Here is a 24,524-nt window from a genome sequence, read left to right on the forward strand (position 1 = left end):
CGGCGCAAGGGGGATCAAATGCTGAATCAACTCTTTGCACGCGTTCGCGTCCTGTTTCGCGGGCTGTCCGGCAATGGCCAGTCGCGCCTGCCCGACCCGTTGCGGATCGCGTCACAGGCGGGACAGGCACCCCGCCCCCGCACGGTCGCGCCGCCCGCGCCGCCCCGCGCGGTATCGCCCGAACAACGGGCCGAACGCACGCGTGCGCTGGCCATCCGCCTGTTCGGCGCGAACCAGCCGGTCGACAATCCACGCGACCTGTTCGGTCGTCAGGCCGAACTGACCGCGCTGCGCGAAGCGGTGCTGGATGGCGGCATGCACGCGGTCATCTATGGTCCGCGCGGCAGCGGCAAGACCTCGCTGGTCCGCGTATTCGGCACCATGGCCGACGAACGCGGCGCGACGATCATCTATCTGTCCTGCGCCGGCAGCGGCGATTTCGGGCAGATCATCCTGCCCTATCTCCACGAAATGGGTCCGGCCCCGTTCGGACTGCGTGCCGACGAATTCGCGCGCGCGGTCGATCTGGTATCGTCGTCGCCCACGCCGCGATCGGTCGCCGCGCTGCTGGCCCGCGCGAACCGCGACGAACTGGTCCTGATCCTCGACGAATTCGACCGGCTGGAAGACGCGGATACGAAAGCGCAACTGGCGCTGCTCATCAAGCTGCTTGCCGACATGCGGTCGCGCGTGCGGCTGGTGTTCGTCGGAATTTCGGGCGATGTCGGCGAACTGATCGACGTCCACGCATCGGTCCGCCGTCACCTGACCGCCGTCGGATTGAAGCCGATTTCGGATGTGGAGGTCGCCAATTTCATCCGGTCGACCAGCAGCGCGATCGGCGTCGCCATCGCGCCGGGCGCGCTGGCGGCACTGCGCTTCGTCGCGTGCGGATCGCCCTATCATATGCGGCTGTTCAGCCTGCAATCCTGCCTTGCCGCGATCGACGGCGGCGGTCGGGAAGTCGATGAGCCGACGATGCTCGCCGGGCTGGAACGCGCCCGCCGCGTGTGGAGCGCGACCAATTCGCGGGATGCCGCGCTGTTCGAAGCGGCGCTGGCCGACCCGCGCTGGCCGGTCGCGATCCTCGAATGTTTCGCGCGCGAATGCGCCGTCCGGCTGGAATTCACCCCCGCCGATCTGGCCGACGCGCTGGAGCGCGACGGGTTCGACCCCGACGCCGCCCCGTTGCTGATCGAAGCGTTCGGTCCGGCGCTCGGCCGGATGAAGGAAGGGTCGCTGCGGCTGGCGTTCGATGACGTGCTGGCCCCGCAATTCCTGTTATCGATGTGTGTCACGGCACGGATGACCGCATCCGGCCACCCGGTTTCCAGCGAAGGAACCATGCAATGAATGTCTGGGACTATCTGGAGTCGCTGAAAAGCCGGTGGCGCCTGATCGTGCTGACCGCGCTGACCGTGCTTGCGGCGGTGGCGGTCTGGACGTGGCAATCGCCGCGGACCTACACCGCCTCCGCAACGCTGTTGTTCGATCTGCAACAGGCCGATCCGGTCGCGGCCAAGGGTGGCGGCAGCGCGTCGAAGGCGTCGACCGTGCTCGGCACGCAGGCCGAAATCATCCGCAGCGGCATCGTCGCGCAACGCGTCGCCGCACAGCTCGGCTATGACAAGAAGCCCGAACTGGTCGCCGCGTACCGCGCATCGGGCACCCATGGCCTTGGCCTGCGCGAATGGATCGGGCGGCGGCTGCTCGGCCCGCTCGAAGTGGTCACGACCCGCAATACCAACGTGCTGGCCGTGAACTACAAGGGCGGCGATCCCGATGTGGCGGCGCGTCTCGCGACCGCGTTCGCCGAGGCCTATGTCCAGACGCAGTTGCAGCTGCGCATCGATCCGGCCCGCGTCTATTCGCAATGGTTCGAATCGCAGATCACCGATGCACGCGACCGGCTGGAGGTCGCGCAGCGCCGGTTGAGCAGCTTCCAGCAGCAACGCGGCCTTGTCGGCGCGGGGCGGTTCGATATCGAACAGGCGCAGCTGAGCGAATTGTCGCAGCAGATGACCAGTGCGCAGGCCGAACTGGCGCAGGCGCAGGCCCGCGCGAACACCTCCGTCGGAACCTCCTCCTCCACCCAGCAGTCCGGCGTCGTCCAGGGGCTGGACAGCCAGATCGCCGGCAAGTCCGCCGAACTGCAACAGCTTCGCCAGACGCTGGGGCCGAACCACCCGCTGGTTGCCGCCGGCCGTGCCGAACTGGGCGAATTGCAGTCGCGCCGGTCGCAGGCGGTCGGCAACGCGGTGTCTGCGGTCCGTACCGACAGCGCCGCCGCCGCCAGTCGCGAAGCCAGCCTGCGTGGTCTCGTCGCCGCGCAGCGCGAGCGTGTGCTGCGGCTGGCGAACGCACAGGACGAGATGTCGGTGCTGCAACGCGACGTCGATACCGCGCGCACCGCCTATGACGCGGTTACCGGCCGGCTGAACGAAATGCGGTTACAGAGCGAGATTCCGCAGACCAACGTCAGCGTGCTCGATCGCGCGACCGCGCCGACGCTGCCGTCCAGCCCCGATGTCGGGCTGCGGCTGCTGCTCGGGATTCTGGGCGGGCTGTTCTTCGGGATGATCATCGCGCTGTTCCTCGAATGGCGCCGTCCAAAGGTGCGGACGGTCGACGGGTTCGAAGCGGCGACCGGCGTGGCGGTCCTTGCCGACCTCACGCGCGGTTCGATCAATCTGGGCTTTGGTGGCAAGGGAGCGACAGCATGAGGTTGCGTTCCAGCAACAGGCCCGGCGGTGACGCGGGCTACACCGATCTCGAAACGACGGTGATCGATGCCAACGGCATCGGTCGCGACGATCTTGACCGGATCGAGGCGTATCGCGCCCGCACCGGGGCCAGCTTTTCGGAAGCGGTCGTCGATCTGGGCGTCGTCGCGCCCGACCATCTGCAACGCACGATCGCGACGCATGCCGAAGCCGGCACGCTGATCGATCCCGACCAGACCGGGGTCAGCCGCGCGGTCGTCGCCGCCTATGCGCCTGACGATCCCCTGACGGTGAAGCTGCGTGCGTTGCGCTCGACACTGTTCGTGCCCGATGATCTGGAACATGGCGACATGCGCGTGCTGGTCGTCGTGGCGGTCGGGACCGACGATGCGCCGGGCGTCACCGCCAATCTGGCGACGCTGGTCGCGCAACTCGGCTATCCCGGTCTTCTGGTCGACGCCAATTTCGCCGCACCGACGCAGCATGCGCTGTTCGGGCTCGACCCGGTCGAAGGTGTGACTTCGTTGCTGTCGGGTGCGCTCGATCGCGAGACGACGGTCGTCGCCACGCCGGTGCCCAACCTGTCGTTGATCGCCGCCGGCCCGGCGATCGCCGCCCTGCCCGAAACGGTGGAGCGGGTTTCGCTGGTCGAACAGATCCGCGCGATCCGTCTGGGCCATCGCTTCGCGATCATCGATGCCGGCAATCAGCCCCCCGAAGTCACCGCCGCGATCGCGCGCGGAGCCGATGGCGTGCTGCTACTGGTCGAGCGTGAACGGACGCCGTTCGCGGCGCTCGAAACGCTGCTGCCGCGACTGGAAAGCAACGACATTCCGGTGGTCGGCAGCATCCTGATCCGCTGATCGCTACGGGGTCGCCGGTGGCGACCCCGGTCGGTGCTGCCGAACGCGGTACTGCCGAAGATCGCAGCCGGACGGTGCCGCCTTCGGCGGCGTTGCTGCTGAACGGTGCCGACGGCGCAATCACTCTTGTGACCGGTGCTAGCGGCGTGAGACGGCGCCCATGATCCTCGTCACCGGTGCGGGACAGCGCGCACGAACTGGGTATTGCTGCTCGCGGACGGCACGCCCGATCCGCAGCACTGCCGCCAAGGCGGTGGCGGACGGCGCGACCGGCCTCGCTACTGCTACGGGCAGCGCCCGCGCTCCTTGTTGATACTACCGGAAAGTGCCGCGCGGTCCCGCCAACTTCATTGCGCCGCCGGGGGGATGCCGGACGGCGCGACCAAACTCATTGCTTCGCCCAGTCGGTCCCCACCCTCGATATTACTGCCGCCGTGCGGCGGCGGACAGCACACGCACTCCCGGCAACCATCCTCGAACCGAACCGGGTCGAACGGCGGCCCCCTGTTCGCCACAAACGTCGGCAGTACCGGACGGCGCGCTCACCTCGCTACGGCCATCGAGCCGTAGGACGGCACGCACTTGCCGAGCGATGACCTTCGGGCCGTAACGGACAGCGCGTACGCCTCGCTACGACCGTCGGGCCGCACCGGACGACCCGCGCGCTCCTCACTGCAACCGTCCGGCCGTGCCGGACGCACATCGCCATGACCGTCGGGCCGTACCCCCTCTTCGTCGACGATGCCGCCACGCGACGCGTTGATGAGATAGACGTGGCGGCGCAGCGGCGCGATCCGGCGCGCGTCGATCAGGTTTTCACTATTGGCATCGCGCGCGGTATGGATGGTCAGCAGATTGATCGCACGCAGCATCGCGTCCAGATCGTCGTGCCACGTCGCGCCCAGTTCCGCCTCGGACTGCACCTACCCCGCGCTACGATTGTTGGGCAGTACCGGACGGCTCCCACCAGCCGTGACGTGGCCCCTAACGTTACCCCACGGACACCGCCGCCTCCGGGGTCGCGGCGCGGGGTCAGCTATTCGCCTGCCGGAACTGGGCAAGGCGGCGGGCGAGCATCGGACGGCCGATACGGTTCCACAGCGCAGGCTTGCGATGCGTGCCCGCCAGCGCGTGAATCATGCGGACCTGGCGGCTGTCGCTTTCGCCCCGTGCGCGGCGCACGATCGGCCAGCCGCGTTCGACATCGCCCTGCACCATCAACCGCGCGCCGAACCATGCCAGCTTGCGCGCGAACAATTCGGGCTTCTCGCGCAGGAACGGCGCCAGATGGCCGTGCCGATCGATCGGGTCGCGCTCGCCCCGGTCGACTGCGCGGGCGCATTGCACCGCGAAATCCGACAGATAGGCTTGCAGCACCAGCTTTTCGGGATCGGCGCTGACGCCCCCCTCCGGCTTGTACCGGCGGTACAGCACTTCGGGGACGATCGCATACTCGGCGAAGCGCGAAATGCGCAGCCACAGGTCGCGATCCTGCGCGAACCGAAAGAACTCGCGATACCCGCCGACCCGATCATACAGGCTACGCCGGAACATCGCTTCACCATGCGTAAACAGGTTACGCTTCAACAACGTCGTATGGAATGGAAGACCGCCCGGTGCCTGGAACAGGCGGCTGCCCTCCGCGCCCGTTTCGTCATTCTCGACCCAGCATCCGACGACACCGATCGTGGCATCGTCGATCAGCGCCTGCGCCTGACGCGCGATGCGATCGGGCAGCGACAGGTCGCCCGACCCGTGGATCGCCACGATCTCACCGCGACTGGCGCGTACCGCTTCGTTGATCGATGCGACGAAACCGCGATTTTCCCGCGTGATGATCCGCAGCCGGGGATCGTCCAGCGCCTGCAACTGCGCCAGCGTGTCGTCGCGCGATCCGTCGTCGACGATCACGACTTCCAGATTGGGATAGGTCTGCGCCAGAATGCTGCCGACCGACTCCGCAACGCGATCACCGCGATTGTAGAACGCACTGACCACCGACACGAGGGGTAGTCCGGTCATGGCGATTCCTTCGCAAGCGCAACATAATGCCGCCGCGTTATACGATCACGTCTAACCGGTAAATAGTACGTCACCGTCCCCAAATGGTGCGGAATCGACCGTCCAGAAGAACAGTCTGGATTTTTTTGCCTTCTCCTGCAACATGTTAACGACTGATCGGCAATAAGAGCAGACGGTACGTACGAATGGGGCTGGACGCTGTGAAGCAGGACACGGGGACAATCGACCGCGACGGAGTGTCGGCCAGGCTCACGGCGATCGAGGAACGGTTGACGCGGATCGAACGGGCGATGCGCGACGATCTGGACGATCTTCGAGCGCTGGCGGCGGCGACCGGCCTGGATGCCGCACGCGTGCTTGACGCCCGCTGACCCGACCCGTCCCGTCTGTGCCAGACCAGCCAAGGATGTAACGCAGGTTTGACTCGATTGTGCGGTCGACTTCCGTATGTACGGTATACGGCCGTCATCAGGGATTCGACGCATGGTACGACAATATCGCGCGGACATCGACGGCCTGCGGGCCATCGCCGTCGGGGGCGTGGTGCTGTTCCACGCCTTTCCGAACGCATTGCCCGGCGGCTTCGTCGGCGTCGACGTGTTCTTCGTGCTGTCGGGGTTCCTGATCACCGCGATCATCCGGTCCGAAGCCGAGGCCGGCACCTTCTCGCTCGCGGGGTTTTACGAGCGGCGTTTCCGGCGGATCGTACCCGCGCTCGCGGTCGTAGCGATCGCATCGACGATCGCGGCGACCGTGATCCTGCCACCCGACGAGCTGCGATCCTATGGCAAGAGCCTGTTCGGCGTCGCGCTGTTCGCATCGAACATCATCTTCTGGCAGGACAGCGGATATTTCGACACCGCGTCCGCCGAAAAGCCGCTGCTGCATACATGGTCGCTGGCGGTGGAGGAACAATTCTACATCGTCTGGCCACTGATCGCGGTCGCGCTGGTAAAGCTGGGGCGGCGGCGGATGCTGGGCGGGTTCGTGTGGGCGACGGTCGTCGTCTCGCTGCTCGCCGCGACATGGGCGGTACAGGCCGATCCGTCGCAGGCCTTCTACCTGCTGCCCTATCGCGCATGGGAACTCGGGTTCGGCGCCCTGCTCGCGGTCGGCGCGATCCCCGCCTTCCGTTCGGCGAAGCTGTGCGACGCGGCGGCGATACTGGGCATCGCGTTGATCGTCGTGCCGATGGCGCTCTACACCGAAGCGACGCCGTTCCCCGGTCTGGCCGCGTTGCCGCCATGCCTTGGCGCGCTGCTGCTGATCCATGCGGGTCAGGGACATTCGACACTGGTCGGACGTGCGCTGTCGGTAAAGCCGGTGCTGTTCGTCGGGCTGACATCATACAGTTTCTATCTGTGGCACTGGCCGTTGCTGGTGTTCCCGCGCATCGCGCTCAACCGCCCGCTCGAAGTCGCGGAAGCCGCCGTGGCGGTGCTGGCGGCGTTCGCGCTGGCGGCATGGTCGCTGCGCTATGTCGAGCGGCCGTTCCGCGGCCGGAGCGGTGGCTTCACCATGACGCGCGGACAGGTATTGTCGGCCAGCGTCGCGTGTTTCGCGATCCTCGGCGCGGGCGGACTGGCATTGGTGCAGACGCAGGGGCTGCGCTTCCTCGCCTCGCCACAGGTGCTGGCTGCCGAACGTGCGGTCGACGACATCAACCCGCGACGCAGCCGGTGTCACTCGGCCCAGCTCGGTACGTTGAGCGACCCGTCGGACTGCACCGCCGGCGCGCCGGATCGCGTGGCGGGCTATGACGTGCTGCTGTGGGGTGATTCGCACGCGGATCACCTGATGCCGGGGCTGGCATCCTATGCCGGCAAGAACGGGTTCGAAGTCCGCCAGACCAGCGTTTCCGGGTGCAGCCCGGTCACGCTCTATCTTCACGTCGGCAAGAATCCGGGCGAGTGCGCCAAACTCTACGATCTGGCGCTGGCAGAGGCTGCGCGTCGGCCCGATACGGATACCGTCGTGGTCAGCGCGCGCTGGTCGTCGATCCTGCCCGGGATCTATGAAGAGAATGGGAAGGACCGCGCCGCCGCCTATCGCACGTTCGAGGATGCGATCCGGTTCATCACGGCCCGCATCGACAAATCCTTGCCCAATGCGCGAATCATTCTTGTCGGGTCGACGCCGGAATTCAGCGTCTGGCCGGCAACCTGTCTCGCCCGCGCCGCCAAACTCGGCTTTGGCGAGGATGAGTGCGACCGCATCGAACCGACCGATCATGAATGGGGTCCGCAAGCAGACCGCATACTGGCCAAGTTCGCCAGCGATCGGGTGCATGTCGTTCTGCCGCGCGGCCGGTTCTGCAAAGGCGATATCTGCGAAACGGAACTGGGCGGTTCGGTTCTGTTCCGCGACGACGACCATCTGACCAACGCGGGATCGCGCTTGGTGGCCGATGAGATCATGCGGAACATGTCGCCAGTGATCTAGCGCCGTTCGCTCGTTCGCATGCACGGGACGAAGGCAATTCTTCCCGGTCACGGCACGCCGTCGAGGGGCCGGACGCCGATACGTTCCAGCCAACCAACGCAATAACGTTGGAGCGCCGGAGCGTTGCCGACGGATGGCAGCATGCCGCAGTCGCATACGATCCCGTCGGCAGGAAACGCTTCCTACGATGCGGCATCCCAAACCACAAAAGCCTGCCTTCGCAGGACAGGCTTTTGCTTCGTCGTCGTCGTGGAGCCGGTAACCGGCCCCCGATCGTTCAGAGGATGAAGTCGCTGGCGTCCATCTTGTAGGTATAGCCCTCCAGCCGAAGGCCGATATCGCCCTTTCCGTCGCCGTTCACATCGACTTCGACCAGCGTATAGCCGTCGCCCTGTTCGTACCGCAGCTGCCCCGCCTTGCGCGAAAAGTCGGCGCTGCCGATGAAGCTCATCGCCTGGTTGCCCGACGTCTTGGTGTTCGCATCGACCGCGGACAGGTCGATGACGTCCTGTCCGTGCGTAAAGTCGAGAATGCGGTCCATCGCCGACATCTTGGCATCGTTGCGCGATGTCAGACGGAAGGTGTCGCGCCCCGCGCCACCGGTCAGCCAGTCGCGACCGCCGCCGCCGATCAGGATGTCATCGCCCGCGCCGCCGTCCAGCCGGTCCTCGCCCTCGCCGCCGTCCAGCCAGTCGCGACCGGCGCCGCCTTCCAGAAGATCGTCGCCTTTCAGCCCGTACAGGAAGTTGCCAAGGTCGTTGGCGACCAGTTCATTGTCGCTGCTATTACCGGTCCCGCGCAGCGCAGCGCCGGTCAGCGTCAGGTTCTCGACATTGCCGGACAACGTCCAGTCGACCGTCGTGACGACGATGTCGGTGCCTTCGTTCGCGTTTTCGCTCACCGTGTCGCCGACATTGTCGACGTAATAGGTGTCGTTGCCCTTGCCCCCCGCCATGCGATCGGCGCCCGCGCCGCCGTCCAGCGTGTCGTTGCCGCCATCCCCGCTCAGGATATTGGCGGCGGCGTTGCCTATGATGCGGTTGGCCAGCGAATTGCCGGTGCCACGGATCGCGCCGGTATCCAGCGTCAGATCCTCGAACGAGTTGGCCAGCGTCCAGTCCACCGACGCGCGGACCAGATCATGGCCCTCACCGACCCGCTCGATCGCCTTGTCGGCGACGTTGTCGACATAATAGGTGTCGTTGCCGGCACCGCCGGTCATCGTGTCGGCACCCTTGCCGCCATCGAGGATGTCGTTGCCCGCACCGCCGGTCAGCACATTGGCCCCGGCATCGCCCATCAATGCCCCACGAGCTGCACCGCCCATGTCCGACAGGACCGGCTTGTCGCTCCACAATTGCGCCAGCCCGACGTCGAGGCTGTCGTCCAGTCGTGCGAGCAGCGTGTCGAGCGACGCCTTCGGCTTGCCCAGCTTGTCGATCAGTCCGACATTATAGCCGTTGAACCACGGACCGGCGCCCCAATAGGTGCCCGAAATGCCATAGTCGTTCATCGCACCCAGCAGATTGTCGAGTGCGACCTGCCAGCGGGGATCGTCCGACGGTACGCCGAATTCGCCGATGAAGCCCTTTGCGCCGCGCTCTTCCAGCCACGTCGCGAACCCCTTCAAGCGGCGGACGCCCAGATCGGCCGTCGCGCCTTCCTGGTCATAGCTGCCCGCGTAGGTGCCCGATCCGTTCTTGTCGAGATACAGGTGTGCTTCGTAGACGAGGTTGTCGAGCGGGTCGTGAATGTCGAGATTGGGGTTGTTCGCCGCCCAGTTGGCTGCGTTGGCCCATTGTTCGCCCTCGACGAAAATGGTGTTGGTGTCGCCCAGCGCACGGATCGCATCGGTGGCGGCCTGCGCCGCCTGCGGCCATGCCAGCTTGTTCGGCATGCCGTGCGGCTCGTTCATCAGGTCATAGCCCTGTACGGCCGGCTTCGAGCCGACTGCGCTGGACATCTTTGCCCAGAAATCGGCGAACTTCTCGATCGGTACCGCGCTGGTGCCGATCGCCTTGCCGTCGTACCGGCCGTAATTATGGACGTCGATGATGACCTTGACGCCGGCCTTCTCGGCATTGTCGAGGAACTTGACCAGCCGGGACAGTTCGGCCTTGTCCAGTTCGCCACCGAGGTCGGGTTGCAGCCGTTCCCACTTCACCGGCAGGCGGACGAGCGTGATTCCCTGTTGCGCGTAAAAGCTCAGGTCTTTCGCCGCAGGATAGATATAGTCGAAGCCATAGGTATCGTTCTTGCCGAATTCGGCGCCCGATAGATTGATGCCAAGCATTGTGAAGACCCCGTCCCGCCGCCCGTTCGCGACCTCTGGGTTCACTCTATGCTTTGTGGCATATCGATATTCTGTTGCGGGTTTAGTTTAAAATCGCGTTCATCGCGTTTTCCGCGCACGGTCCCGCAAAACGTCGCGCAGGAACCGCGGATTGCCGATGACATAGCGGTGGAACAGTCGCGTCGGCTCCAGCCCCAGCCGGAACAGCCATTCCAGCCGCACGCGCCGCATCCATTCGGGCGCACGGGCGAAATTGCCCGATACGAAGTCCATATACGCGCCGACACAGATCATGGTGGCGCCGATCCGTTCGGCATGGCGTGCGGCGAACAGCTCCTGCCGCGGCTGGCCCATGCCGACGATGACCAGATTGGCGCCGCTGCGCGCGATGGTATCCACGATCGTCTCTTCGCGCGACGGATCGAAATATCCGTCCTGCACGCCGACCACCCGGTGCCGACGATAATCGCGGGCGAAAATATCGGCGGCACGTCCCGCGACACCCGGTTCGCTACCCAACAGGAACATGCGCAGGTCGTGCGCACTGCCCGACAGGAAAGCCGGCATGAAATCGGTGCCGTTCAGATTGGCCGGAAACGGTGCGCCGTACAGCAGCCGTCGCGCGACATCGACCCCGATCCCGTCGTTCAGCACGAGGCTGTCGGCATAGGCATCGGCCAGTGGCGGCACGTCGCGCGCGAGATTGACGCTGTGCGCGTTGCAGAACGTCACGATCTGCCCGCCGCCTGCCGAAATCCGGTCGTCGATCGCGTCGATCGCGTTGCGTTCGGTCAGTACCGCGACGTCGACCGGTCCGATCCTGCTCGTATCCACCCGGTCCATCATTCGCCCCGTCCGCATTCGTGCCCGTCGGGCAATACGGTGAACATCGCGCTAAGCCTGCTGCTCAACCGCACCGCAACCAGTCCCGTAGCAATGCCCTTGTTCGATAGTCAATCGAGGCGGACGATGGCGGCAACGGCCGATCCCTATACGATACTGATGGTCGATCGTGGAGCGGACGACGCGCAGATCCGCAGCGCGTTCCGACGGTTGATAGGTCGATGGCATCCCGACATCGCGCCCGAAGCCGATGCAGCGGCGCGCGCGGCCGAAATCATCGCGGCCTATCGCACCCTGTCGCACCCCGAACGCCGGCGGCAGCACGACCGCCGCCGCACCGCCGATCCGGTTCCGCCGGGCGCGGAACGGCGGCAGGGTGAACGGCGAAAAGCCACGATCGCGATCGCCGGGCGTCCGCATCGCAGCAATGCGGCGCGCGTCGCGATCGACATGGGCTGGGCCGCAGCGGCGCTAACGATCGTCTGCGTTGCGCTGAGCCCGGACCTCCTCGAATGGCAACGGGCGAAGCGTACCGCCATGCTGGTGGCACAGGCCCGACCGGCGGTCGTGATCCGATAGAAAAAAGGGCCCGGCACCTTGCGGCACCGGACCCCGTTCTCACTTCACTGCGAAGATCAGACGATCATTCGCCGGCGAACGGCGACACCGTCGTGTCGGCCGAACCATAGTAGTAATAGGTCACGCCGTTGATTTCGTTCGAACCCAGGAACGTGACCGACAGGTCGTCCGGGCTGTTGAAATCGAGCTGACCACCCGGGCCGGTCGACGGATCGCTTGCCGACGGACCTTCGGCACCCGACGTGTCGAGCACCTGGTTCGAACCGAACGTCACCACGCCGCTGTTGTCGCGGTCGAACAGCTGGCTGGTCGTGACGAGCAGATCGTCGTTGCCGAAGTTGGTGATCGTGTCACCGCCAAGGTTCAGACCCAGTGCGTTGTCATGCAGCAGCACGCGCGCGCCGCCCGACAGGTCGAACGTGTCGTCGCTGACGTCACCTTCGATGACGTTGTTCGCACCGAACGGCGTCCACAGGTTCTTCAGCGTGGCCGAATCGGCATAGACGTGCTGGCCGCCCTTGGCGCCGAGATAGCGGAGCTCAAGAACATCGGCTGCGCTGCCGACGAGTTGGAGCTGATCGTTACCCGGATTGTTGCGCGCGGTCCGATCGATGTCGAGCACGCCGTTCGGGCCGAACTGGACGAAACCATCGTTGTTGCCGTCGAAAATCTTGACGGTGTTGATCAGCGAATCGTTCGAGGTGAAACCGATGAGCGTATCATCGCCCACGGCACCGGCCTCGATCACGAACGCGGTTGCGCCGTCCGCGACATAGGTGTCGTCCGTGCCGTTGGCGGCGACGATCTGGGTGTTGGCCGTGCTGATGAGCGTATCGTTATTGCGGAAAGCCATGCGTATATCCTCCAACATGCCCGGGTGGCACGGGACGCAGCCGACATGGCATACCCCCGACCCGCACCGCTCGATTCCGCCTCCCCCCGCAGTGCGGCGAAACGGCATTCCGATGGTGATGGCCCCCGGTTCATTCGCGACGCCATGTGGCGACCGAGGCATTTACTCTTTGATAACCAGATCGTTCCCGGGTTCGCACGGAAACATAGCGCCGTTATGCAACGGTTCGTCGCACTGCACCATTATGGCACAAAAACCGGTGTTTCGTCCGTAGCTTAGCGGGGTCGGCGAAGGATCAGATACAGGGCCCCGGTGCCACCATGACGGGGGTGGGCGGTCCGGATCGACACGATATGGTCGGCATGCGCGGAGGCACCGATCCAGTCGTGCACCGCAGCACGAATCGCGCCCCGACCGGCGGTTTTGCCCGCGTCGACGCGCGGTTTGCCGGTGATGAGGAGCAGCACGCGCGCACCGGCCGCGATGGCCTCGCCCAGCGCGCGATTGAGCAATGCATGTGCGGACGCAAGACTATGCCCGTGCAGATCGACGGTCGTATCGGGCGACACCACGCCCCGGGCCAGCCGTCGATCCCAACTGCCGTCGAGATGCGGTCCCGGTTGGCGCGGCGCGCGGATGGGTGCGGTGACGACCGCGCCGGGTCGCGGCATCGGCCGGGCGGGCAACGGCTTGGGCGCGGGGGAAGTCGGCGTCCCGCCGGTCGGACGCGACGGATGCAGCGGCCGGACGCCCGCCATCACCTTTGCCCACAGCGCCGCCTCGCCGGGGTCAAGGCGCCGGGGCGGCACCGGACTTCAACCGCGCGAGCGTGCCCAGCGGCAACAGCAGGAACGACGTGCCACGCGCGGACATGCCGCCGGCGATCGCACGGGCATCGTCCCCCGCGCCCCAGAAGGTATCGAACCGGTTGGCACCCTTGATCGCTCCGCCGGTATCCTGCGCGACCCACAATCCGGTCGCATCGGTACGATCCATCGACAGGAACACCGGTGCGCCCAACGGCACGAATTTCGGATCGGCGGCGGCGCTCGTCTGTCCGACCACCGGATGGCCCATCGCGCCCAGCGGCCCCGCCCCGGTCAGTTCACGAAAGAAGACGAAGCTCTTGTTCTCGCGCATGATCGCGCGTCCCTCTTCGGGATGCGCGCGCAGCCACGCCATCAGCCCCTGCATCGACGCCTGTCCCGGCGCCAGCAACCCGCGGTCGCGCATCAGCTTGCCGATGCCGGTATAGTCGCGTCCGTTCTGCCCGGCATAGCCGATCCGCATCACGCCGCCGTCGGGCAACCGCAACCGACCCGACCCCTGCACCTGCAGAAAGAACATTTCGACCGCATCGGCCGCCCATGCGATTTCGAGATTGCGGCCGGCCAGTGCGCCTTGCTCGATCGCGGTACGATCGAAATAGGGCACGAATCGCGTCCCATCAACGCGTCCGCGCACCCGCCGCCCCTTCAGGTCGGTCGAAAACAGGCCAAGGTCGACTTCGACCAGATCGGCCGGGACGCCATAGACCGGGACTTCATAGCCACTGCGCCGCGTGCGCGAGCCGTGGATTTCCGGTTCATAATAGCCGGTGGCGAACGCCTTGCCATCGCCGACCTGCACCGCTTCGAACCAGCGGGCAAAGAACGCCGTCGCGTCGCGATCGGCCGTCGTACGCGCCGCATCGCAGGCGGGTTGCCAGTCGGCTCCCCGCGTTAGCCCGGTCGCATCCACTCGACGGACCAGCGAAGGGCAACTCGTGCGGAACGATCCCAACGCACGAGCGGCCGCGTCCGCCGAGATCGGCAGCCCGGCGACCGGCGGTCCGGCAACGATCCCGCTGGCCAGCGCCGTCGCCGCGCCGGCCAGGGCGGGTGCGCCCGTGATCGGTGGCAACGGGGTCGCAGCGGTAGGCTGGCGCACCGGGACACCGGCCGCCGTTACCGACCGCTGCGGCACCGTCGAAACCGAATCGACCCCGCGCGGGACGATCGAATTGGAACAGCCAGCCAGCAGCAATGCGGTCAGCGCCGCGCCTACCCCCCTGTGCATCGACTCAGGCTTCGTCGGTGTCGGCGAGCTTCCAGTTCGGATCGCTGCTCTTAAGCGCGCGCACGAACGTCCATACGTCATGCGTCTCGACCGCATCGGACAACGACCCGGCGATCAGGTTGCCGTCGGCATCACGCGTGATCGACGCGATATCCGCGTCCAGCCGCACCGAAATGCGCGCTACACCGGCTTCCACACTCGCTTCGGTCACCATCGCACGTTCGATCGATACCAGCCGATTGTCGAGAACATGGCCTGCCGCGTTGCGCTGGGCGATCGCTTCGGCGAACGCGGCGCGCACGTCGCGCTCGGTCAGCCATTCCAGCGTCTCCTCGTTGCCCTTCCAGAAGGCTTCGAGAATCATGCGGTATGCCGATTTCGCGCCTTCGACGAACTGAGCGACGTCGAACGTCGGATCGGCGGCGATCACCGCGCGCAGGCCCGATTCGGCACCACGCTCGACATGGCGCGGACCGACCTCGCGGGGTTCGGCCGCGACCTCGATCGTGCGCGCCACCGGCGGCTGGCCGACTCGTTCCTCGGCCGGGCGAGGCAACGGCTCGTGCCCCGTCCGCTTTCCGAGTACCGCATAGAGCCGCAGCGCGAGAAACGCCGTGACTAACGCGAGCAGGACGACAAAGACCACCATGCCTACACTTCCTTCCAATCGACGGAACATAGGCGCGATCGATGAAGGTTTCAAACCACCTGCCGCCTGTCCAGCCGTTGAAACAGGGTCAAGCGGCTGCTAGGCGCGCCGACAACCTGAAACGCGGCAGGCCACAAAGCTTTCCGCCCGATTTCGCAAGGATGCGGCAATGGACGAACAAAATGGCGGCGCGCCCGCTGACGACGCTTTCCTGAACGGCGACGACAGCCAGCCGGCGGTCAACGTGCTGACGCAGTACGTCAAGGACCTGTCGTTCGAGAACCCCGGCGCGCCGGGCGTGTACCAGATCGCGGGCCAGCCGAAGCTGGACGTCCAGTTCAATATCGGTGCGGGCCAGGTCGGCGACGGCGTCCACGAGGTCGTGCTGAAGATCGAGGCGCGCGCGGAGATCGAAGGGCAGGTCATGTATCTGGTCGATCTGTCGTTCGCCGGGCTGTTCGGCCTGCGCAACATTCCCGACGAGCATCTTCAGCCGTTCCTGCTGGGCGAAGCGCCGCGTATCCTGTTCCCCTTCGCCCGCCGCGTGCTGGCCGACGCGGTGCGCGACGGCGGGTTCCCGCCGCTGATGCTCGAACCGATCGATTTCGCGCAGCTGTACCTGTCGCAGGCCAATGGTCAGGCCGGCGCGCTGGGCGAAGTGGTCGGCCACGCCTGACCGACGCTCTCCGAGCGATTGAGCCGGTAACTTCATGAAACTGGCGAAATCGCTCGGATCGGTCGGCGGGCTGACGCTGGCCAGCCGCGTCCTCGCACTGGGTCGCGACTCGCTTCAGGCGACCTATGTCGGCGCGGGGTTCGCATCCGATGCGTTCCTCGTCGCCTTCCGCCTGCCCAACATGTTCCGCGCGCTGTTCGCCGAAGGCGCATTCAACGCGGCCTTCGTGCCGATGTTCAACCGCAAGGTGGCCGAAGGCGACGGCCTGCCCGCCGGCCTCGCCTTTGCGCAGGCGGTGCTGTCGGTGCTGCTGCCCGTGCTGATCCTCGCCACGGCGGCGATGCTGGTCGCCGCATGGCCGCTCACTTACCTGCTGTCGGGCGGGTTCAACGATCCGGCACCCGAACAATTCGCCTATGCCGTCACGCTGTCGCGGATCACGATCCCCTATCTGCTGCTGATATCGATCGTCTCGCTGCTCGGCGCGATCCTCAATTCGCTGGACAAGTTCTGGGTCAACGCCGCCGCGCCGATCCTGCTGAACGTCGCGATGGTGGTGGCGCTGCTGTGGTTTCACGGTCCCGATCCCTATGCCACCGCCCGCGCACAGGCATGGGCGGTGACGGCGGGCGGCGCATTGCAACTGGGCTGGCTGCTGTTCGCCTGCCACCGGGCAGGCGTATCGCTGCGGCCGCGCCGTCCGCGACTGACGCCCGACGTGCGGCGGATGCTGCGGCTGATCGTTCCCGCCGCCGCCGGCGCGGGGGCGATGCAGGTCAACCTCGTCATATCGACCGCGCTGTCGGGCAAGCTGCTCGACGAAGGATCGATCTCGTACATCTATTATGCCGACCGGCTGAACCAGTTGCCGCTGGGGCTGATCGGTATCGGTCTCGGCACGATCCTGCTTCCCACCATCTCGCGGCAATTGGGGCGCAAGGACGATGCCGGGGCGATGGACACGCAGAATCGCGGGATCGAACTCGCGCTGCTGCTCACCCTGCCCGCGACGATCGCTTTCCTGACCGTCGCCGAACCGATCATCCGCGCGCTGTTCCAGCATGGCGCGTTCGGTGCCGACGATACGATCCGCTGCGCGCAATCGCTTGCCGCCTTCTCGCTCGGCCTGCCCGCCTATGTGCTGATCAAGGTGCTGACGCCGGGCTTCTATGCACGGGAGGACACCCGGACGCCGGTGCGGTTCGCGATGTGGTCGATCGTCGTCAACATCGTGCTCAACCTCGCGCTGATCCCGACGATCGCGCATGTCGGTCCGCCGCTCGCGACCGCCGTCGCCGCATGGATCAACGTCGCGATGCTGTATGTCGCGCTGCGCCGGCGCGGACATTTTGCGCTCGATCGCCAGTTGACCCACCGGCTGCCGCGCTTCGCCGCCGCCGCGCTGATGATGGGGGTCGCGCTGTTCTTTGCCGACCGGCTGGTCGCGCCATGGACCACCGGCGCGGTGCTGACCCGCGTCATCGGCATGGGCGCCCTCGTCGGCGCGGGCTGCGTCGTCTATGCCCTTGCCTGTCTTGCCACCGGAGCGTTCCGGCTGGCCGATCTTCGCGCGCTGCTGCGGCGGCGCGCCGCTTGAAGGAACTTCCCATGCGCGTCGTGTCCGGCATCCAGACCACCGGCAATCTTCACCTCGGCAATTATCTGGGCGCGATCCGCAACTGGGTGCGATTGCAGGACAGCATGGGCGCGGACGATACCTGCCTGTTCTTTCTCGCCGATCTTCACGCGCTGACCGTCAGCATCGATCCGGCGACGCTGGCATCGAACACGATCGAGATGGCCGCCACGCTGCTCGCCGCCGGGATCGATCCCGACCGGTCGATCCTGTTCAATCAGGCACGCGTCCCGGCGCACAGCGAGCTGGCATGGATATTGGGCGGCACCGCCCGCGTCGGCTGGCTCAACCGCATGACGCAGTGGAAGGACAAGGCGGGCAAGAACCGTGAGGGCGCCAGCGTCGGGCTGTTCACCTATCCGGTGCTGCAGGCCGCCGACATTCTCGGCTATCGCGCGACGCATGTCCCGGTGGGCGAGGACCAGAAGCAGCATCTGGAGCTGGCGCGCGATATCGCGACCAAGTTCAACCTCGACTTCGGCGTCGACCTGTTCCCCCTGCCCGAACCGATGATCCCGGAGGACACGCCGCGCATCATGTCGTTGCGCGACGGCAGTGCGAAGATGTCCAAGTCGGACCCGTCGGACATGAGCCGGATCAACCTGATCGACACCGACGACCTGATCGCGACCAAGTTCCGCAAGGCGAAGACCGATCCCGAACCGTTGCCGGGCGATCTCGCCGGGCTGGCCGGACGGGCGGAGGCGCGCAACCTCGTCACCATCTTCGCCGCGCTGGCCAACGAAGCACCGCAGTCGGTGCTAGACCGGTTCGCCGGACAGGGATTCGGCCAGTTCAAACCCGCGCTCGCCGATCTGGCGGTGGCGACGCTGGGACCGATCCGCGACCGGCTGGTCGCACTGCTCGATGATCGCGACGCGGTGGGCACGACGCTGGCGCGCGGCGCGGCGAAGGCGGAAGCGCTGGTGCGACCGACGCTGCTCGCGGCGCAGCGCGCGGTGGGGTTGCAGGTCTGACCGCCTGCCTTCGCGAGTTCCCGAACGGCCGCTGAGCCGGGCGGGTCCTTCATCGAAGATGACGGTTCAAGCCCGTCCGTTCCTGCGCTACACCGCCCCCGATTTCACAGGGGGATGATCGTGGCCGTAACCATCGTCGAAACTTCGCCTTTTACCGACCAGAAGCCGGGCACGTCGGGCCTGCGCAAGAAAGTGCGGGTGTTCCAGCAGCCGCATTATGCCGAAAACTTCATCCAGTCGGTGTTCGACGTGGTCGAGGACAAGGACGGCGCGACGCTGGTGATCGGCGGTGACGGGCGCTACCTGAACCGCGACGTCATCCAGACCGCGATCCGCATGGCCGCCGCCAACGGCTTCGCGCGCGCGATCGTCGGACAGGGCGGCATCCTGTCCACTCCCGCCGCGTCGCACGTCATCCGCAGCCGCGCCGCGATCGGCGGGCTCGTCCTGTCGGCCAGCCACAACCCCGGCGGGCCGGACGAGGATTTCGGAATCAAGTATAACGTCGCCAATGGCGGCCCCGCCCCCGAAAGCTTCACCGACGCGCTGCATGCCCGCACGCTGGTGATCGATCGCTACCGCCTATCGGATGCCGGCACGGTCGACCTCGACCGCCTTGGCGAAACCACGGTGGACGCGATGACGGTGGAAGTGATCGATCCGGTCGCCGCCTATGCCGACCTGATGGAGACGCTGTTCGATTTCGACGCGATCCGCGCGATGATCGCGGGCGGGTTCCGCCTGTCGTTCGATTCGATGAGCGCCGTCACCGGCCCCTATGCGACGGAGATACTCGAACGCCGGCTGGGTGCGGCGGCGGGTTCGGTCGTCAACGCCGAACCGCTGCCCGATTTCGGCGGGCATCATCCCGACCCCAATCTGGTCCACGCGCACGAACTCTACGAACGCATGATGGCCGACGATGCGCCCGATTTCGGCGCAGCGTCGGACGGCGACGGCGACCGTAACCTCATCATCGGGCGCGGCATCTTCGTGACCCCGTCCGATTCGCTGGCGGTACTGGCCGCCAACGCACATCTCGCGCCTGCCTATGCCGGGGGCATCGCGGGCATCGCCCGGTCGATGCCGACCTCCGCCGCCGCCGACCGGGTGGCGCAGGCGCTGGACATACCGCTGTACGAAACGCCCACCGGCTGGAAGTTCTTCGGCAACCTGCTCGACGCCGGACTGGTCACGATCTGCGGTGAGGAAAGCGCGGGCACCGGCTCCGACCATGTTCGCGAGAAGGACGGCGTATGGGCAGTGCTGCTGTGGCTCAACATCCTAGCCGTCCGCCGGTTGCCGGTGGTGGAGATCATGACTGCGCACTGGTCGCGCTTCGGCCGCAACTATTATGCCCGTCATGATTATGAAGGCGTCGCACAGGAAGGCGCCGACGCGTTGATGACCGCGCTGCGCGATCGGCTGGCGACCTTGCCCGGCACCGCGATCGGTGCCCTGACCGTATCGACCGCCGACGACTTCACCTATCACGACAGCACCGACGGATCGGTCAGCCGCAACCAAGGCGTCCGCATCCTGTTCGTCGACGGGTCGCGGATCGTGTTCCGCCTGTCGGGTACGGGGACGCAGGGCGCGACGCTGCGCGTGTATATCGAACGCTACGAACCCGTGGACGGCGACCTCGACCAGCAGACCGCCGATGCGCTGGCTCCGCTGGTGGCAGCCGCCGAAACCCTCGCGTCGATCCGCGAGCATACCGGACGGAACGAGCCGGACGTCATCACGTAAGCAGGTCGGTTCCGCGCGAAGGCGCGAAGGCGTTGCCGATGGCGCAACCCCTTCGCGTCTCCGCGCCTTCGCGTGAATCAGTTCTTCCTTCCCGCACCCGAACGCCGCCCCGGCAAACACCGACCCACGGCGCAGCAAGTCGACCATCGCGGTGTCATCGCGCGACGACCGGGCCGTTATGAACCGGGTCCATTCTCGATCGGCGGGCTGTGCAGATCCGAGCGTGCGCCCGGCGAACGAATGTCGGGCCGCTCAGCCTTCGAGCGAGCGCAGCAGCGTGCGGACCGCCGCATCGATCTCGCGGTCGGTGCCGCGCAGTTCCTCGATCCGGCGCACGGCATGGATCACGGTCGAATGGTCGCGATTGCCGAATTTACGGCCGATCTCGGGCAACGATCGCGTCGTCAGGCGCTTGGCGAGATACATCGCCACCTGCCGCGGCCGGGCGATCGCCTGCGCGCGGCGGGCCGATACCAGATCGAGTTGCTTGACCTCGAAATGCGCGGACACCGCGCGCTGGATATCGTCGATCGTGACGCGCCGTGCCGGTCCGGCCAACATTTCGCCCAGCGTCGCATGCGCGAACGCCATATCGATCGTATCGCCGGTCAGCGACGCATAGGCGACCAGCCGGTTGAACGCGCCTTCCAGTTCGCGCACGCTGCCGCGAATCCGTCCGGCCAGCAGTTCCAGCACCTCGTCAGGCACGGCCATGCCCGGCACCTCGGCCAGCTTGGCGGCAAGGATCGCCTGACGCAGATCGGTTTCGGGCAGCTTGATATCCGCCACCAGCCCCGCGCCCAGTCGCGACACCAGCCGGGGGTCGATGCCTTCGAGCAGGCCGGGCGAGCGGTCGCAGGCGATGACCACGCGCTTGCCCGCATCCATGAACGCGTTGATCGTGTGGAGGCATTCCTCCTGCGTCGCATCCTTGCCCGCAACGAATTGCAGGTCGTCGATCATCAGCAGGTCCAGCCCGCGCAGCCGCGCCTTGAACGCATGCGTATCGCGCGCACGAACCGCCGCGACGAACTCGAACATGAACCGCTCGGCCGGCAGATAGACCGCGCCGGCCGACGGATCGGCGGCAAGGAACGCATGGCCGATCGCATGCATCAAATGCGTCTTGCCCAGGCCGGTGCCGCTATGGAGATACAGCGGGCTGAACCGCGGCACGCCGGGTTCGGCCAGCGCCTTGGCGGCGTTGAACGCCACACGGTTCGATGCCGACACGACGAACCGGTCGAATCGGTAGCGGGCGTCGAACACCGGCCGTTCGGCGGCGGTGCGGGTCACGATGGCGGGCGTCGACATCGACGGCGTCACCGGCACCGCTGCGTCCATGTCAGTGCCCGCGTCCACGGCGTCCGCGACCGGCGCGGCGGGGACGACTCGGGCGGCGAGCGTGCTGGCGGTCTCGACCACCACTTCGCGCAGTTGCGGCAGGTGCGCGCGAAATTCGTGCGTCAGCCGTTCGGCATAATGGTTGCGGACCCAATCGGTCATGAATGCCGACGGCAGTGCCAGCCGTACGACTCCGGCGTCGTCGTCGGCGACCAGTTCCATCGGTTTCAGCCAGCGGTCGAACAATCGCTGTCCGGCCGACATGCGCAGGTTCTGGCGCACGCGGGCCCATGCCGCCGCAACCTCCACCTGTTCATGATTCACCGGCATTGTCACTCGCACACACCTCTCCGGCGCGAAAAGGCATGCCTTTCCGCCGCGCGGTTTCTGTCGTTCAAAAGGCCCCCGTCCACCGTTTCGAACGATGGACGCTCGCGACGGTTTGTACCGGTCCCGATCGCCTGACCGGCGGCGGGAGTTGCTGTTTAGGAACCGTGGCGGGATTCGATCAAGTCACGAAACCGAAATAAAGGCAGTTGACACGCCACGGCCCGCAGAAACGCGTCGGATTTAATTTTTATCGTTTTTAATCAGTATTTTACATAGTTAACGGTAGCGCGGCGGAGTCGAATCCACGCATTTCCGCCGTTTTTGAACGGGTTGATTCGTCCCCTGTTACAGGAACCAAATAACCAGTCGCCAACCGGGCTCGATCCGTCCGGTTCGTCCGCGACGGACACGCGAAAAACCCCGCCGACACGGGGTCGGCGGGGCGATTTTCTTGCAGTCGTTCAGGCGATCAGGCGATCGCGCCGACCGCCTTGGTCAGACGCGAGAACTTCCGCGACGCAGTGTTCTTGTGCAGCACGCCCTTGGCGACGCCACGGGCCAGCTCGGGCTGGACACCGGCAAGCGCAGTGGTGGCTGCTTCACGGTCCCCCGCGACGATCGCCGCTTCGACCTTCTTTACGAAGGTCCGGATGCGGCCGACGCGCGCACCATTGATTTCCGCGCGACGCGCGTTGCGCCGGATACGCTTCTTCGCCTGTGGCGTATTCGCCATGCCGTCCTCGACTTTTCGAAATGATTGGGTCCGAACGGGCAGGACCCGACCGGTGAAGGTGCGCCCCTTAACGGCTCGGGCGCCGCCGGTCAACTATCGCTGGCATCGCGCGCACCAGAAGGTGGACCGACCGCCATCTACCCGACGCTCCACGACACCGCCGCACGGACACGCCTCGCCCTCGCGGCCATATACCCGGAACTGTTTGGAAAAATAGCCCAGCTCGCCATCCGGCCGGGCATAGTCGCGCAGCGTAGATCCCCCCGCCTCGATCGCGGCGAGCAGGACGGCGCGAGTCGCGTCGACCAGCGCCGACAGGCGTTCGGGCGCCACCTGTCCCGCCGGCCGGGTCGGTGCGATTCGCGCGACGTTCAGCGCCTCGCAGACATAGATGTTGCCCAGCCCGGCCACGATCCGCTGGTCCAGCAGCAGCAGCTTGATCGGCGCGATCCGCCCCGCGAATCGCTGGACGAGGTGATCGGCGGTGAAGTCCGCTCCCAATGGCTCCGGCCCCAGCGCGACGAACGGCGGCCATGTCGCGACCTCGGCGGTCGGCATCAGGTCGATCGACCCGAAACGGCGCGGATCGTTCAGCACCACCTGCCGCCCGTTCGCGGTCGATAGTTCCAGATGATCGTGGACCAGCCGCTCGGCCGGATCGACCCGCCAGCGCCCCGACATGCCGAGGTGGAAGATCAGCGTATCGTCGCGATCGGTATCGATCAGCCCGTATTTGGCACGTCGGCGCAACCCCGTGACGGTCGCCCCGGTCAGCCGCTGGCCCAGATCGACCGGCATCGCGCGACGCAGGTCGGCGCGGTTGGCGACGACCCGTGTCAGGCGCTGTCCGCCCAGCACGGGCGTAAGCCCACGCACGGTGGTCTCGACTTCGGGCAATTCGGGCATGCGGCGTCCTTTGGTGCGTTCCCGCACGGCGGCGTCGACCGCACGTCGTTATCGGTCGCGGAAGCTAGGTTCGGTTTGCTCCTGCCACAAGGCGCGGCTAGGGCTGTCGCCATGAACGAAACGGTATCCTTCGGCTACGAACAGGTGGCCCCCGCCGAAAAGACCCGGCGCGTCGGCGACGTCTTCGCCAGCGTCGCCTCGCGCTACGATCTGATGAACGACGCCATGTCGGGCGGCATGCACCGGTTGTGGAAGGATCGCTTCGTCGCGCGGGTGAAACCGCAAAAGGGCGAACAGATTCTCGACATGGCCGGCGGCACCGGCGACATCGCGTTCCGCATGGCGAAATACGGCGCGGCGGTGACCGTGTCCGACATCAATCCGGCGATGCTCGACGTCGGCATGGAACGCGCGGCCAAGCGCGGGATCGACGGGCTGGTCTGGTCCGAACAGAATGCGGAGGTGCTGGCGTTCCCCGACCGGTTCTTCGACGGCTATACGATCGCGTTCGGCATCCGCAACGTGACCGATATCCCGAAGGCGTTGCGTGAGGCGCACCGGGTGCTCAAGCGCGGCGGGCGGTTCTTCTGCCTCGAATTCTCGACGGTCACGTGGCCGGGGTTCGCCGACGTCTATGACGGCTATTCCCACAAGCTGGTCCCGAAGCTCGGCAAGCTGCTGGCGAACGACGAGGACAGCTATCGCTATCTGGTCGAATCGATCCGCCGCTTTCCCGACATGCCGACGTTCGAACGCATGATCGCCGACGCCGGGTTCGTGCGGACGCGGGTCGAGCCGATCATGGGCGGGCTGGTCGCGATTCATAGCGGATGGAAGATTTGACG

Annotated in this window: 22 protein-coding genes; 11 read left to right on the top strand and 11 right to left on the bottom strand. The window is 66.2% G+C overall.

Annotated elements, in window-relative coordinates:
• The first annotated feature begins 18 nt into the window (after positions 1–18).
• The 3 genes from IFT55_RS11470 to IFT55_RS11480 are packed head-to-tail and all read left to right on the top strand — an operon-like array spanning position 19 to position 3,586.
• Complete coding sequence (locus IFT55_RS11470) at positions 19–1,353, top strand: AAA family ATPase (protein ID WP_192092155.1); 1,335 nt, start codon at positions 19–21, stop codon at positions 1,351–1,353.
• Entirely contained in the window at positions 1,350–2,723 is a 1,374-nt protein-coding gene (locus IFT55_RS11475; protein WP_192092157.1) for a GNVR domain-containing protein, read from the top strand. The genes IFT55_RS11470 and IFT55_RS11475 overlap by 4 nt, the downstream gene beginning before the upstream one ends.
• Positions 2,720–3,586, top strand: coding sequence for a hypothetical protein (locus IFT55_RS11480; RefSeq protein ID WP_192092159.1), 867 nt, complete (start codon positions 2,720–2,722; stop codon positions 3,584–3,586). The genes IFT55_RS11475 and IFT55_RS11480 overlap by 4 nt, the downstream gene beginning before the upstream one ends.
• A 542-nt stretch (positions 3,587–4,128) precedes the next feature.
• Here IFT55_RS11480 and IFT55_RS17700 read toward each other — a convergent pair.
• Together IFT55_RS17700 and IFT55_RS11490 are read right to left on the bottom strand one after the other, a co-directional pair.
• Positions 4,129–4,509, bottom strand: coding sequence for an NAD(P)-dependent oxidoreductase (locus IFT55_RS17700; RefSeq protein WP_342029295.1), 381 nt, complete (start codon positions 4,507–4,509; stop codon positions 4,129–4,131).
• A 109-nt stretch (positions 4,510–4,618) separates the two neighbouring features.
• Positions 4,619–5,608, bottom strand: a complete 990-nt coding sequence (locus IFT55_RS11490) for a glycosyltransferase family 2 protein (protein ID WP_192092161.1) — start codon at positions 5,606–5,608, stop codon at positions 4,619–4,621.
• A gap of 200 nt (positions 5,609–5,808) precedes the next feature.
• On the opposite strand from IFT55_RS11490, the gene IFT55_RS11495 reads away from it, so the two are divergent.
• Together IFT55_RS11495 and IFT55_RS11500 are read left to right on the top strand one after the other, a co-directional pair.
• A complete protein-coding gene (locus tag IFT55_RS11495; protein ID WP_192092163.1) occupies positions 5,809–5,979 on the top strand; it encodes a hypothetical protein in 171 nt (56 codons plus the stop codon).
• A 112-nt stretch (positions 5,980–6,091) separates the two neighbouring features.
• Positions 6,092–8,050, top strand: coding sequence for an acyltransferase family protein (locus tag IFT55_RS11500; RefSeq protein WP_192092164.1), 1,959 nt, complete (start codon positions 6,092–6,094; stop codon positions 8,048–8,050).
• Positions 8,051–8,327: 277 nt separating this feature from the next.
• Here IFT55_RS11500 and IFT55_RS11505 read toward each other — a convergent pair whose 3' ends face one another.
• Both IFT55_RS11505 and IFT55_RS11510 read right to left on the bottom strand, forming a co-directional pair.
• Positions 8,328–10,343, bottom strand: coding sequence for a cellulase family glycosylhydrolase (locus IFT55_RS11505; RefSeq protein WP_192092166.1), 2,016 nt, complete (start codon positions 10,341–10,343; stop codon positions 8,328–8,330).
• A gap of 99 nt (positions 10,344–10,442) precedes the next feature.
• Positions 10,443–11,186 carry a WecB/TagA/CpsF family glycosyltransferase gene (locus IFT55_RS11510; protein ID WP_192092168.1) on the bottom strand — a complete coding sequence of 248 codons (744 nt, stop codon included), beginning with the start codon at positions 11,184–11,186 and terminating at the stop codon, positions 10,443–10,445.
• A 126-nt stretch (positions 11,187–11,312) separates the two neighbouring features.
• Between IFT55_RS11510 and IFT55_RS11515 the strand changes: the two genes are divergently transcribed.
• Positions 11,313–11,765: a DnaJ domain-containing protein gene (locus IFT55_RS11515; RefSeq protein ID WP_192092172.1), complete on the top strand. Its 453-nt coding sequence runs from the start codon at positions 11,313–11,315 to the stop codon at positions 11,763–11,765.
• 64 nt (positions 11,766–11,829) lie between these two features.
• Here IFT55_RS11515 and IFT55_RS11520 read toward each other — a convergent pair whose 3' ends face one another.
• The 4 genes from IFT55_RS11520 to IFT55_RS11535 all read right to left on the bottom strand — a co-directional run bounded on the left by IFT55_RS11520 (position 11,830) and on the right by IFT55_RS11535 (position 15,322).
• Positions 11,830–12,618 carry a hypothetical protein gene (locus tag IFT55_RS11520; RefSeq protein ID WP_192092174.1) on the bottom strand — a complete coding sequence of 263 codons (789 nt, stop codon included), beginning with the start codon at positions 12,616–12,618 and terminating at the stop codon, positions 11,830–11,832.
• A gap of 275 nt (positions 12,619–12,893) precedes the next feature.
• Positions 12,894–13,427, bottom strand: coding sequence for a Smr/MutS family protein (locus IFT55_RS11525; RefSeq protein WP_342029296.1), 534 nt, complete (start codon positions 13,425–13,427; stop codon positions 12,894–12,896).
• A complete protein-coding gene (mltA, locus tag IFT55_RS11530) occupies positions 13,408–14,676 on the bottom strand; it encodes a murein transglycosylase A (protein WP_192092176.1) in 1,269 nt (422 codons plus the stop codon). Before mltA ends, IFT55_RS11525 begins: the two co-directional genes overlap by 20 nt.
• Positions 14,677–14,680: 4 nt before the next feature.
• Positions 14,681–15,322: a Tim44/TimA family putative adaptor protein gene (locus IFT55_RS11535; RefSeq protein WP_192092505.1), complete on the bottom strand. Its 642-nt coding sequence runs from the start codon at positions 15,320–15,322 to the stop codon at positions 14,681–14,683.
• A 172-nt stretch (positions 15,323–15,494) separates the two neighbouring features.
• Here IFT55_RS11535 and secB point away from each other — a divergent pair, with 172 nt between their 5' ends.
• From secB to IFT55_RS11555, 4 genes are all read left to right on the top strand, one after another.
• Positions 15,495–16,001: a protein-export chaperone SecB gene (gene secB, locus IFT55_RS11540; protein ID WP_192092178.1), complete on the top strand. Its 507-nt coding sequence runs from the start codon at positions 15,495–15,497 to the stop codon at positions 15,999–16,001.
• A 34-nt stretch (positions 16,002–16,035) separates the two neighbouring features.
• Positions 16,036–17,598 carry a murein biosynthesis integral membrane protein MurJ gene (gene murJ / locus IFT55_RS11545; RefSeq protein WP_192092180.1) on the top strand — a complete coding sequence of 521 codons (1,563 nt, stop codon included), beginning with the start codon at positions 16,036–16,038 and terminating at the stop codon, positions 17,596–17,598.
• Positions 17,599–17,609: 11 nt separating this feature from the next.
• On the top strand, positions 17,610–18,614 hold the full coding sequence (gene trpS / locus IFT55_RS11550; protein ID WP_192092182.1) for a tryptophan--tRNA ligase: 1,005 nt from the start codon (positions 17,610–17,612) through the stop codon (positions 18,612–18,614).
• 120 nt (positions 18,615–18,734) lie between these two features.
• Complete coding sequence (locus tag IFT55_RS11555) at positions 18,735–20,366, top strand: alpha-D-glucose phosphate-specific phosphoglucomutase (RefSeq protein WP_446740723.1); 1,632 nt, start codon at positions 18,735–18,737, stop codon at positions 20,364–20,366.
• 252 nt (positions 20,367–20,618) lie between these two features.
• Here the strand turns inward: IFT55_RS11555 and dnaA are convergent, their stop codons facing one another.
• From dnaA to mutM, 3 genes are all read right to left on the bottom strand, one after another.
• Complete coding sequence (gene dnaA / locus IFT55_RS11560) at positions 20,619–22,040, bottom strand: chromosomal replication initiator protein DnaA (protein WP_192092186.1); 1,422 nt, start codon at positions 22,038–22,040, stop codon at positions 20,619–20,621.
• 469 nt (positions 22,041–22,509) lie between these two features.
• A complete protein-coding gene (gene rpsT / locus IFT55_RS11565; RefSeq protein ID WP_192092188.1) occupies positions 22,510–22,773 on the bottom strand; it encodes a 30S ribosomal protein S20 in 264 nt (87 codons plus the stop codon).
• 93 nt (positions 22,774–22,866) lie between these two features.
• Entirely contained in the window at positions 22,867–23,679 is an 813-nt protein-coding gene (mutM, locus tag IFT55_RS11570; RefSeq protein ID WP_192092190.1) for a bifunctional DNA-formamidopyrimidine glycosylase/DNA-(apurinic or apyrimidinic site) lyase, read from the bottom strand.
• 111 nt (positions 23,680–23,790) lie between these two features.
• Between mutM and IFT55_RS11575 the strand changes: the two genes are divergently transcribed.
• Complete coding sequence (locus tag IFT55_RS11575) at positions 23,791–24,522, top strand: class I SAM-dependent methyltransferase (RefSeq protein WP_192092192.1); 732 nt, start codon at positions 23,791–23,793, stop codon at positions 24,520–24,522.
• Positions 24,523–24,524: the final 2 nt, after the last annotated feature.

Origin of the sequence: Sphingomonas sp. CFBP 13720 (assembly GCF_014842075.1) — a bacterium.
Lineage (GTDB): Bacteria > Pseudomonadota > Alphaproteobacteria > Sphingomonadales > Sphingomonadaceae > Sphingomonas.

What these genes read in the sequence shown, in the direction of transcription:
- murJ (WP_192092180.1), top strand. Translation starts at nt 16,036, where the DNA reads ATGAAACTGGCGAAATCGCTCGGATCGGTCGGCGGGCTGACGCTGGCC.
- IFT55_RS11510 (WP_192092168.1), bottom strand. Translation starts at nt 11,186, where the DNA reads ATGGACCGGGTGGATACGAGCAGGATCGGACCGGTCGACGTCGCGGTA.
- rpsT (WP_192092188.1), bottom strand. Translation starts at nt 22,773, where the DNA reads ATGGCGAATACGCCACAGGCGAAGAAGCGTATCCGGCGCAACGCGCGT.
- mltA (WP_192092176.1), bottom strand. Translation starts at nt 14,676, where the DNA reads ATGCACAGGGGGGTAGGCGCGGCGCTGACCGCATTGCTGCTGGCTGGC.
- trpS (WP_192092182.1), top strand. Translation starts at nt 17,610, where the DNA reads ATGCGCGTCGTGTCCGGCATCCAGACCACCGGCAATCTTCACCTCGGC.
- IFT55_RS11480 (WP_192092159.1), top strand. Translation starts at nt 2,720, where the DNA reads ATGAGGTTGCGTTCCAGCAACAGGCCCGGCGGTGACGCGGGCTACACC.
- dnaA (WP_192092186.1), bottom strand. Translation starts at nt 22,040, where the DNA reads ATGCCGGTGAATCATGAACAGGTGGAGGTTGCGGCGGCATGGGCCCGC.
- mutM (WP_192092190.1), bottom strand. Translation starts at nt 23,679, where the DNA reads ATGCCCGAATTGCCCGAAGTCGAGACCACCGTGCGTGGGCTTACGCCC.
- secB (WP_192092178.1), top strand. Translation starts at nt 15,495, where the DNA reads ATGGACGAACAAAATGGCGGCGCGCCCGCTGACGACGCTTTCCTGAAC.
- IFT55_RS11520 (WP_192092174.1), bottom strand. Translation starts at nt 12,618, where the DNA reads ATGGCTTTCCGCAATAACGATACGCTCATCAGCACGGCCAACACCCAG.
- IFT55_RS11470 (WP_192092155.1), top strand. Translation starts at nt 19, where the DNA reads ATGCTGAATCAACTCTTTGCACGCGTTCGCGTCCTGTTTCGCGGGCTG.
- IFT55_RS11575 (WP_192092192.1), top strand. Translation starts at nt 23,791, where the DNA reads ATGAACGAAACGGTATCCTTCGGCTACGAACAGGTGGCCCCCGCCGAA.
- IFT55_RS11515 (WP_192092172.1), top strand. Translation starts at nt 11,313, where the DNA reads ATGGCGGCAACGGCCGATCCCTATACGATACTGATGGTCGATCGTGGA.
- IFT55_RS11475 (WP_192092157.1), top strand. Translation starts at nt 1,350, where the DNA reads ATGAATGTCTGGGACTATCTGGAGTCGCTGAAAAGCCGGTGGCGCCTG.
- IFT55_RS11500 (WP_192092164.1), top strand. Translation starts at nt 6,092, where the DNA reads ATGGTACGACAATATCGCGCGGACATCGACGGCCTGCGGGCCATCGCC.
- IFT55_RS11505 (WP_192092166.1), bottom strand. Translation starts at nt 10,343, where the DNA reads ATGCTTGGCATCAATCTATCGGGCGCCGAATTCGGCAAGAACGATACC.
- IFT55_RS11490 (WP_192092161.1), bottom strand. Translation starts at nt 5,608, where the DNA reads ATGACCGGACTACCCCTCGTGTCGGTGGTCAGTGCGTTCTACAATCGC.